Origin of the sequence: Stenotrophomonas sp. HMWF023 (assembly GCF_003060985.1) — a bacterium.
GTDB lineage: Bacteria > Pseudomonadota > Gammaproteobacteria > Xanthomonadales > Xanthomonadaceae > Stenotrophomonas > Stenotrophomonas lactitubi.
The window spans coordinates 17,133-27,369 of the sequence record NZ_QAIJ01000318.1 but is presented as its reverse complement, the minus strand read 5'-3'; the positions used below and the strand labels follow the sequence as shown (position 1 = coordinate 27,369).

The window sequence follows — 10,237 nt, the reverse complement described above, 5'->3', positions numbered from 1 at the left end:
GCCGACCATGCGGCCGATCACATGCGCGCAGGTGCGCTGATGTGTTTCCACCAGCTGCGCGAAGGCCGGCTGCGAGCCGTCGATGATCGCGCGCACCAATACCTGGTCCGCATCCAGCGGCTCGGCGGGCGTGGTCGCCGCCGCGGCATCCGGTCGATGCCGCCCTCGCAATGCAGCCAGCGCTCCCCTGAGCAGGCTCATGCGTGGGGCTTCCCCTGTGCCCGCAACATGCGCCGGCTCAGCCCTTGCGCGCTGCGGGGCGGGTGAAGTGCCAGGCCAGCAGCTGACCCAGGCCGGCGCTGCCGACCATCGCGGCGGCGGCGCCGAACGTCAGGTCGCGTGCACCGATGGCCTCCAGCAGCGCCATGGCCAGTGCCAGGCACACCAGGCTGATGCCCCAGCGCAGCGCGCCCTGGCGGCGACGCTCCTCTTCCAATACCGCCAGCGAGCGGATCACCTCTTCCGGCACGTGCGGTGCCACCAGCTTGCCGCGCGCACGCGCATCGGCGATGGCATGGATCGCATAGGCGGTGCAGATGAAGAGGGTGATCGGGATGAGTTCCTGCATGGTCGTGCTCCTGTCCGCTGGATGATGCGGGTTCAGGAGATTGGATGCGCGGCCCTGCCGACCGGTTGCACCGCTTTGCCGATCCCGCTGCCATGACCTGTGGCCCCCTCCCCCGGCCCTTGCGGCTGCTACGCTTGCCCGGTTTCCTCTTCTGGTGCTGTCCGCCCATGTCCCGAGTGCTGCCCCTGTCCCTCCTGCTGTCTGCCGTGCTGGCCGCTCCGGCCGCCCAGGCCGCGCCGACGCCGATCACCATCGAACAGGCCATGGCCGACCCGGACTGGATCGGTCCGCCGGTGGAGAAGGCCTGGTGGTCGTGGAACAGCCAGCAGGTGGAATACCAGCTCAAGCGCAACGGCAGCCCGGTGCGCGACACCTTCCGCCAGCCGGTTGCCGGTGGCGTGGCCGCACAGGTGGCCGATGACCAGCGCGGCAGCCTCGACGTGGCCGATCCGGTCTATGACCGCAGCCGCAGCCGCAGCGCCTTCGTGCGCAACGGCGACGTGTTCGTCCGCGACCTGCGCAGCGGTGCGCTGACCCAGCTGACCCGCAGCAACGAACGCGCCGCCGGCGTGAACTTCGCCGCCGACAACGGGGTGATCTGGCGCGTCGGCCAGAACTGGTTCCACTGGACCGCCGCCAGCGGTGTGCAGCAGGTGGCCAGCCTGAAGGCCGACAAGGATCCGAGCACGCCGCCGAAGGCCGACGTGCTGCGCGACCAGCAGCTGCGCACGCTGGAAACCCTGCGCCGCGACCGCGAACAGCGCGAGGCGCTGAAGGACCAGGACCAGCGCTGGCGCCAGGCCGACCCGACCCGCGCACCGGGCCCTGTGTTCCTGGGCGCCGACGTGGAGATCGTCGACAGCGTGCTGTCGCCGGACCTGGGCCACCTGATCGTGACCACCAAGCCGAAGGACTTCGATGACGGCCGCGGCGGCAAGATGCCGCTGTACGTGACCGAGTCGGGCTACGAGGAAACCGAGGACACCCGTCCCCGCGTCGGCCGCAACGGCTTCGAGCCGCACACCCTGTGGTTCGTGGATGTACGCAGCGGCAAGGCCGAGAAGCTGTCGCTGTCCAGCCTGCCGGGCATCGGCACCGATCCGCTGGCCGAGCTGCGCCGCAAGGCCGGCAAGGACGCGCTGAAGGGCGACCGCAGCGTGCAGGTGATGAGCGACTTCATGGGCGGTGGCATCCGCTGGAGCGCCGACGGCCAGCAGGCCGCGGTGATGCTGCGCGCCAACGACAACAAGGACCGCTGGATCGTCAGTGTTGCCGCTGCCGACGGCCGCGTACAGAACCGCCATCGGCTGACCGACAACGCCTGGATCAACTGGGGCTTCAACGATTTCGGCTGGATGGCCGATGGCCGCACGCTGTGGCTGTTGTCCGAGGAATCCGGCTTCTCGCACCTGTACACCCAGGCCGGCGGCAGCAAGCCGCAGGCGCTGACCAGCGGCAAGTGGGAAACCTCGGCGCCGGTGCTGTCGGCCGACGGCAAGGGCTTCTACTTCCTGTGCAACCAGCAGGCCCCGCATGACTACGAAGTCTGCGCGGTCGATACCAGTGCCCGCCAGGTGCGCGAGCTGACCAGCCTCAACGGCGTGGAAGATTTCTCGCTGTCGCCGGACGGCCAGCAGCTGCTGGTGCGCTATTCCGGCGCCTACCTGCCGGCGCAGCTGGCGGTGGTGCCGAGCACCGGATCTGGCCAGGCGCGCGTGCTGACCGACACCCGCACCGCCGACTACAAGGCGCGCCAGTGGGTCCAGCCGAAGCTGGTGGCGGTGCCGTCCAAGCACGGCGCCGGCGTGGTCTGGGCCAAGTACTACGAGCCGGAAAACAAGGAACCGGGGAAGAAGTACCCGATCGTGATGTTCGTGCACGGTGCCGGCTACCTGCAGAACGTGCACCAGCGCTACCCGGCCTACTTCCGCGAGCAGATGTTCCACAACCTGCTGGTGCAGAAGGGCTACATCGTGCTGGACATGGACTACCGCGGCAGCGAGGGCTACGGCCGCGACTGGCGCACGGCCATCTACCGCAACATGGGTCACCCGGAACTGGAAGACTACAAGGACGGCCTGGACTGGCTGGTCGACACCCAGCAGGGCGACCGTGACCATGCCGGCATCTATGGCGGTTCCTACGGCGGCTTCATGACCTTCATGGCGCTGTTCCGCTCGCCGGGCACGTTCAAGGCCGGCGCCGCGCTGCGCCCGGTGGTCGACTGGCACCAGTACAACCACGGCTACACCAGCAACATCCTCAACACCCCGGACATCGATCCGGAGGCGTACCGCGTGTCGTCGCCGATCGAGTACGCGCAGAACCTGCAGGACAACCTGCTGATCGCCCACGGCATGATGGACGACAACGTGTTCTTCCAGGATTCGGTGAACCTGACCCAGCGCCTGATCGAGCTGCACAAGGACAACTGGTCAATCGCGCCGTACCCGCTGGAGCGCCACGGCTACGTGCGTGCCGACTCCTGGCTGGACCAGTACAAGCGCATCCTCAAGCTGTTCGAGCAGAACCTGAAGTGAGTGCTGCCGCGGCCACGATCCACATCGTGGCCGCGGTCATCCTCGATGATCGCGGCCGGGCATTGGTCGTGCGCAAGCACGGTGCCAGCCGCTTCATCCAGCCGGGCGGCAAGCCCGAGCCGGGCGAGGAGCCGCTGCAGGCACTGGCACGCGAGCTGGACGAGGAACTGGGTGTGCAGCTGCACACCGCCTCCGCCATCGCACTGGGCAATTTCGAGGACTGGGCGGTGAACGAGCCCGGCCACCGCGTGCAGGCACAGGCCTGGCGGGTCTGGATCGAAGGTGAGCCGTGCGCGCGTGCGGAGATCGCCGAACTGGCCTGGGTACCGCTGCAGCCGCCGTACGGCCAGCCCTTGGCACCCTTGAGCGAACACCATATCCTGCCGGCGGTCGCTGCCCTGGCGACGGCTCGCTGACGAAGCGGGCACCGCCCAGCCGGACAACGGATGTCAGCCTCGATTCCCCCGATCCCTGCACCCACCCCACCGCCACCCAACAACTGGGTCGGCGCAGTGGCGCAGGGCTCGTTCTGGCTGTGCCTGCTGGTCACCCTCTACTTCCTTGCGCAGGCGCTGATGGCCGCGGCACTGGCCCGCACCGGGTTCTGGACGACGCTGGTGACAGTGGCGTGGGAACAGCAGCTCGACGGCAGCCTGTGGTGGATGCTGAAACATCCGGCGGCCACCTCGCTGCTTGTTGCCCTGCTCTGCCTGGCCTCGACCCTGGCCAGCTGGGGCCTGTGGCGCGGGCGACGATGGGGCCTGTGGGCCTACGTGTGGATGCTGGGCCTGAGTGCGTTGGCCAACTTCGTGATCGCCTGGTGGATGGACCGTCTGCTGCTGGTGTTGATCGCACTGCTCGCCAGCGACCCGTCGGCGCAGCATGAGCTGCAGGTACAGCGCGTGCTGTTCACCCTGACACTGGTCGGCACCTCGGTGCTGTTCGCCGGCCTGCAGGGCTGGCTGGGCTGGCGCCTGCTGCGACCGGACATCCGCGCGCGCTTCCGCTGAATCGCATCCGTTTCCGCACGACAAGGATCGTCGCATGCGTTTGTTGAACTTCCTGCCCACCTTGTTCCTGCTCATCGCACTGCCTGCCGGTGCCGACGCGCTGCGGTGTGGCGAATACCGCAGTACCGATGGCGGCATGGCGCTCGTGTTCACCACACCCAGCACCGGCTACCGCCACAACGACATCAGTGAGCCGGAGCCGCTGTGGATCGATCGCAGTGCGGCACAGACCCGCATGGTCATGCTCGACGATGGCGTGGCGCAGCCGATCCGGATCAGTGCCGATGGGCAGCGCATCGAGGACGACGTCGTCGTGGTCTACACGCTGCGCCAGCCCCGCGCCTGCGCCATCGAACCCAGCGCGATGGACGGCAGCTGCCGCGCCGCCGGCAGCCACTGCATCGCGCAGCTGCCCACAGCCTCACCCGGCCAGGCACAGCGCGCGTGCAACGAAGGCGTTGGCGCGGGCTGCTCGACGGCGCTGCGACAGCTGCGCGATGCAGTGACTGCGGTGGGAAGCGACGTCATCGGCCCCGCGCGCTTCGAGCGCCCGCCCGTCTGCCGCGAACACACGCCCGGGCATGACCCACGGGCCTGCGAGGTGCTGACCGACGATGCACTGGCTGAAGCCATGCAGCGGGTAGGTGAACGCCTGCAACAGGAAGACGAAGACACGCTGGGTTCGCCCCTTACGGCCGCTGCACGCGATCACTTGCAGCAGCTGTGCCTGCAGCACCGCAGTGGCCGCTTCTGCATCGAAGTGGCCGAGCAGCAGTTGATTGCGCTGGAACCTGCGCTGGCGGTGCAGGCCCTGCAGGTGGTCTGCGATGCGGGGCGCGGCAGCGCCTGCGAACGTACCGCACCATTGCGTGAACTCGGTGACGATCTACGCCTGGTGCCGCTCCTGCAGGTGCCGTGCGGCCGCTATCAGGCCGATGGTGGCGTGATCGAGACGCTCGACTTTGGCGATGGCACACACGCCCGCTTGCAGGAAGGCGCCATCCACCTGCAGCAGGACGGTGAAACCCTTGTGCTGCGCCAGCTCGGCAACGGCGACCTGCTTGGCATGGACGCGCAGACCGGCTACCAGCGTTACCAGCCGGTGCCCGGCACGGCACAATGCACGCCCCCGCGCGAGGGCCGTGGTTCGCCATAGCGCCTGGAGCGTCCCATTCGATCGTCAAGGAGACGACATGCCTTCATCCGCACCGCACCGCCGCTGGCTGGCCTGGACGTTGCTGCTGGCCACGCCGATGGCTGCTGCACAATCGCCACAATGCGGCCTGTTCAAGGCCGATGAAGGCAGCAGCACGCTGCGCATCAGCTCACCCAATCGCGGCGAGCAGAAGCATTTCGGCAGCGCGCCGTCTCCGGTCGCCTTCCAGCAGATCGACGGAAAGCTGCAGCTGGTGAGCCTGGAATACGGCCTGCCCAGCGCGCTGCAGGTGCGCGATCGTGGCCGCACCGTCGAAGTAGATGGCACGGTCTACACCCTGCAGACGCCGGCACAGTGCGCTGCGGCAGCCACACCTGCCGCTGGCAGCTGCCTGGCCGATGCGGCGGCGTGCCTGGACAATCGCGCCATCGCCCCGCTTTCCGTTCTTGAATCGGCCTGCCAGGAAGGCGTGCCGGGCATGTGCCTGCAGTTGGCTGATCGTTGGCACGATGAGGCCAAACCTGCGGTCGACGCTGATCCTGCCGTGCAGAAGGCCGCGCTCGACGCGGCCCTGTCCGGCATTGAGCTCCCTGCCGCCTGCCACGACGGCGGCTTCGAGCAGGGAACCCCGGCCTGTGCCGCAGCCCTGGAGGCCGCCCCTGCGGTGCAGGAGCAGCTGGTCAAGGCAGCGATGACCGCAGCCATGACCGAAGCAGTGGTGACGATGGCGGCGCCGACGGCGCCGGTGATCGTGCCGGCTGAGCGCCGCCAACAGCTGCTGCAGCTGTGCCGGAAGGTGCCGCACGGCGGCTTCTGTACCCGCGTGGCTGAGCTCTCCTGGGAAGCGGGAGATCCCCTGCAGGCGGTGCAGGCACTGGCTGCGGCCTGCACACCCGGCAATGAAATCTCTGCCTGCGAGCGCCTGCCTGCGCTGCAGGCGGTGGGCGCATCGCTGCGACCGCAGCCCGCAACGGCCCTGCCCTGTGGCAACTACCGGTCCGACGGCGGCCTGATGGACACGCTGGATTTCGGTGACGCCGGTCTGGTCGGTGTTGGCTGGAGCAGCCAGCTGCGTGCGCGTGTCGAGAGCGGCGACATCCGTATCCGCCATGACAAGGGCGGTGACTTCGTGCTGCGTCCGTTGCCGGACGGCCAATTGCTGGGCCTGGACAGCTGGACCCGTTTCCAGGTGTTCGCTCCCACGGGTGAGGGCGCAACCGGCTGCAGCGCACCGAAGCAGTACACGGTGCTGCCGCTGCCACAGGATTGCCCGCTGGCACTGGCCGATGGCGGTGGTGCCGAGGCCTGCTGCGCACAAGGCAAGCTGCAGGGCTGCAACATCCTCGGCAACCGCCTTGCGCTGTCCGGGAACTGGCTGCAGGCCGCCGAACACTACACCACGGTCTGCCGCGCCGGTGTCCGCGAGGGGTGCGAGAACCTGGTCACCGCGCAGGGCAACGGTGCCGGTGTGGACGCACGTGCAACCCTGGAACAGCTGTGCAAGGCCGACCGCAACGGCCTCCACGTGGCCTGCGACGTGCTCGAAACACAGAACTGGAAGCTGATCGTTCTGGGGGGCGCCCTGCAGAAGGCGGCCGATGAGACGGCAGTGGACGACACCCCGGCGCCACGCAATTCCAACCGCAAGCGGTGAGTCCGCCAGGGCCTGCCCGCAGCTTCGGGCAGGCCCTGCGGTAAAGTACGCGCCATGAACGAATTCGAGCGCGTTCGCGCCTACCTCACCGACCTGCAGGATCGCATCTGTGCGGCAATCGAGTCCGCCGATGGCCGCGCACGCTTCCAGGAAGACCTGTGGCAGCGCGCCGAGGGCGGCGGTGGCCGCACCCGCGTGCTGCGCGATGGCGCAGTGTTCGAGCAGGCCGGCATCGGCTTTTCCGATGTGGCGGGCAGTCGCCTGCCGCCCTCGGCCTCGGCCAACCGGCCAGAACTGGCCGGCGCCTCGTGGCGTGCCACCGGGGTGTCGCTGGTGTTCCACCCGCTCAATCCCCATGTGCCGACCACCCATGCCAACGTGCGCTTCTTCCAAGCGCAGCGCGATGGCGAAGTGGTGGCCAGCTGGTTCGGTGGTGGCTTCGACCTGACCCCGTTCTACCCGTTCGACGAGGACGTGCAGCACTGGCATCGGGTGGCGCGCGATCTGTGCACGCCGTTCGGTGAAGAGCGCTACGCCGCGCACAAGCGCTGGTGCGATGAGTATTTCTTCCTGCGCCATCGCAACGAAACACGCGGCGTGGGCGGTCTGTTCTTCGACGATCTGCACGGCGATTTCGAGCGTGACTTCGCCTACCTGCGCGCGGTCGGCGAGGGTTTCCTCGATGCGTATCTGCCGATCGTGCAGCAGCGCAAGGACACGCCGTACGGCGAACGCGAACGCGAGTTCCAGCTGTACCGCCGTGGCCGCTACGTCGAGTTCAACCTGGTCTACGACCGCGGCACGCTGTTCGGCCTGCAGAGCGGTGGCCGCAGCGAGAGCATCCTGATGAGCCTGCCCCCACGCGTGCGCTGGGAGTACGGGTTTACCCCGGAAGACGGCAGCGCCGAAGCACGCCTGGCCGATTACCTGGTACCACGCGACTGGCTGTAGGCGCTTCGGGTACCGGACGCTGCACGCGTTGCCGCTGCGCGGACCGCCGTCCGCGCGGTGGTGGCCCCGCTGCGGCGTGCCACTTCATTCCCCCTTTTGTCTTGAATCAAGGAAGACCGTGATGCCCGTTGTTGTTTCCCCACGCCGCCGGATGACCACCTGGCGCGTCATGCTGCTGCTCGCGCTGGCCGTGCCCAGCCTGCCGGTGGCCGCGCAGTCGATGGCCTGCGGCACCTACCTGCAGGACGATGGCAACGCCAGCCTGACCATCGAGAGCGAAGCCCACGGCTTCCTTTCGGGCCCCTACCAGGCCACGGAACGGCTGCGGCTGGTACGCCAGGACAACCTGCTGGGCACCGGCAACCTGTCCACCGGCCGCCTGGAGAACTGGGAGTTCAGCGACAACGACCGCACGGTCACCGGCGGATACCACACGTTCCACCTGAAAGCAGCGGCCGCCTGCAAACCGGTACCGGAGATGGTCGAAGGCAGCTGCATGGCCGACACCAGCGACTGCCTGGAGGCACTGCCCGAGGCCGCGCCCACGCAGCTGCACGCTTGGTGCAGCGAGGGCGTGGAGGCGGCTTGCACCCAACTGCAGGAAACCTACCAGCGCCAGGCCGAGGAGGCGCAACCGCAGCGTGCCCGGGCCGAGCCGCAGATGCCGGCCTACTGCCGCGATGATGCATCGCCCGAGGAGGGGGAAGCCTGCATGGCCGTCATGAAGGCCATGGCCGGCGAACTGATGGGCAGGGCGGTGATGGGCCTGGAGCGGACCCTGGACGCACCGCTGCCGGCACCGCAGCTGGATGAACTGGCGGCGTTGTGCGCGAAGCAGCAGGGCGAGTCGTTCTGCAGCAACGTGGCCGAGGCGCTGTGGAACGGCGGACGCCTGCAGCAGGCGCAGCAGGCCCTGCAGCGCTCGTGCACGCAGCGCGAGGGCACCTACGCCTGCGGCCCGGCCAAAGGCCTGGCGATGCTGACCCCGCTGGCGCCGTCGGCGCTGACCCCGGTCGCAGCCACCGCGCTTCCCTGCGGCCGCTTCGAGGCCGAGCTTGGCCTGCTGTCGTCGCTGCGGTTCCTGGATGCCGGCCTGGTCGAAGTGGAGGGTGTCGGCACCCGCCTGCGCGCACGCGTGCAGGACGGCAGGATCCTGATCCGTCGTGACGTCGGCAGCGATTTCGTACTGCAGCCACTGAGCAACGGAACCCTGGCCGGGATGGACAAGGACAACCGCTACGGCTACTACCAGCGGATGGACAAGTCCGCGACGAGCTGCCAGCCGCCGCCGGCATTCGTGGAGATCCCACAGCCGCTGGACTGCCCGATCCTGGCCCGCAAGGGCGGTGCCGCGTCATGCTGCAACGACGGCAAGCTGCTCGGCTGCAAGGTCGCGGGGGAGGAACTGTACAGCGCAGAGAAGTGGGCGCAGGCCCAGCCCTATTTCATCAAGCTGTGCAGCGCCGGCGTGCGCGATGGCTGCCTGGGGCTCGCCGCAGGCTATGCACATACTGCCGACCCCAAGGTTCCGCAGACGATGGCGGCGATCTGCGCCAAGGACGGCAAGGGCACCCATGTGGCCTGCGACATCGACGCGACGCGTGACTGGGCAGGCATGAAAGCGCAGGCGGCCGAACAGTAAACCGTACTGCCGTGGGTCGGAGGAATACTTCCTTCGGCCCACGCTGTGGCGCGCCTCAATCGTCCTTGCTCTTGGGAATGATGGTGATGTGGCCGTTGGTTTCCAGCAGCGCCAGTTCCACCTCTTCCACGCCGATGCAGCTCTGCTGGCGCATGGCGACCTCGAAATCGGCGCGGCTGACCAGCTCGCGCCGCAGCACGCTGTCGAAGAGCTTGCCGTTGCGCGCAATCACCACCGGTTCGCCCTCGATCAACCGTTCCATGCGGCGGCTGCGGGCGGTGATCCAGCCCACGCCGTAGTTCAGCAGGATCAGCGTGGCGGCCAGCAGCAGGCCACCGGCCAGCGACGTATCGGTGCCCAGCAACGCGTTCTGCACCGCGTTGCCGAGCAGCACGATCAGCAGCACGTCGAACGGGGTGACCTGCCCCAGCGCGCGCTTGCCACTGAGCCGGACCATGCCCAGCACCACTGCATAGACCACCACCGCGCGCAGGATGAATTCCCACCACGGCATCGCCAGGGCGAACAGGTCGGGCATTGCGGGTTCCCCTGCTGAGCGATGGCCCAGCGTGGCGCAGCAGCGCACAAATAAAAAGCCCCGCTGACCAGGGGGAGGTCAACGGGGCCGGGGAACGGGTGCTTGGGGAGGAGCCCCCGTTCCGAGATCTGCTCCAGGGGATGGGAGAGATCCACAACAGGCGTTGCGCCTGTCGGGA

General features: G+C 68.2%; 9 protein-coding genes and 1 pseudogene. 7 read left to right on the top strand and 3 right to left on the bottom strand.

Annotated features, from left to right (window positions below; genetic code table 11):
* Together DBR20_RS23470 and DBR20_RS19070 are read right to left on the bottom strand one after the other, a co-directional pair.
* Nucleotides 1–201 (bottom strand): annotated as a pseudogene (locus DBR20_RS23470) (RNA polymerase subunit sigma); the annotation flags it as partial.
* 37 nt (nt 202–238) lie between these two features.
* On the bottom strand, nt 239–568 hold the full coding sequence (locus DBR20_RS19070) for a hypothetical protein (protein WP_108267694.1): 330 nt from the start codon (nt 566–568) through the stop codon (nt 239–241).
* Between the two features lie 167 nt (nt 569–735).
* Here DBR20_RS19070 and DBR20_RS19065 point away from each other — a divergent pair, with 167 nt between their 5' ends.
* From DBR20_RS19065 to DBR20_RS19035, 7 genes are all read left to right on the top strand, one after another.
* Nucleotides 736–3,108, top strand: a complete 2,373-nt coding sequence (locus tag DBR20_RS19065; RefSeq protein WP_108267692.1) for a S9 family peptidase — start codon at nt 736–738, stop codon at nt 3,106–3,108.
* Nucleotides 3,105–3,524, top strand: coding sequence for an NUDIX domain-containing protein (locus DBR20_RS19060; protein ID WP_108267690.1), 420 nt, complete (start codon nt 3,105–3,107; stop codon nt 3,522–3,524). Before DBR20_RS19065 ends, DBR20_RS19060 begins: the two co-directional genes overlap by 4 nt.
* A 30-nt stretch (nt 3,525–3,554) precedes the next feature.
* Nucleotides 3,555–4,118 carry a hypothetical protein gene (locus tag DBR20_RS19055; protein ID WP_108267688.1) on the top strand — a complete coding sequence of 188 codons (564 nt, stop codon included), beginning with the start codon at nt 3,555–3,557 and terminating at the stop codon, nt 4,116–4,118.
* A gap of 34 nt (nt 4,119–4,152) precedes the next feature.
* Nucleotides 4,153–5,274 carry a hypothetical protein gene (locus DBR20_RS19050; RefSeq protein ID WP_108267686.1) on the top strand — a complete coding sequence of 374 codons (1,122 nt, stop codon included), beginning with the start codon at nt 4,153–4,155 and terminating at the stop codon, nt 5,272–5,274.
* A gap of 37 nt (nt 5,275–5,311) precedes the next feature.
* A complete protein-coding gene (locus tag DBR20_RS19045; protein WP_108267684.1) occupies nt 5,312–6,928 on the top strand; it encodes a hypothetical protein in 1,617 nt (538 codons plus the stop codon).
* 54 nt (nt 6,929–6,982) lie between these two features.
* Nucleotides 6,983–7,879 (top strand): oxygen-dependent coproporphyrinogen oxidase, encoded by an 897-nt coding sequence (gene hemF, locus DBR20_RS19040; RefSeq protein ID WP_108267682.1) that lies wholly within the window; start codon nt 6,983–6,985, stop codon nt 7,877–7,879.
* Between the two features lie 121 nt (nt 7,880–8,000).
* Nucleotides 8,001–9,521 carry a hypothetical protein gene (locus DBR20_RS19035; RefSeq protein ID WP_108267680.1) on the top strand — a complete coding sequence of 507 codons (1,521 nt, stop codon included), beginning with the start codon at nt 8,001–8,003 and terminating at the stop codon, nt 9,519–9,521.
* Between the two features lie 55 nt (nt 9,522–9,576).
* On the opposite strand, the gene DBR20_RS19030 is transcribed toward DBR20_RS19035, so the two are convergent.
* Nucleotides 9,577–10,059, bottom strand: coding sequence for a YetF domain-containing protein (locus tag DBR20_RS19030; RefSeq protein ID WP_108267678.1), 483 nt, complete (start codon nt 10,057–10,059; stop codon nt 9,577–9,579).
* Nucleotides 10,060–10,237 lie beyond the last annotated feature (178 nt).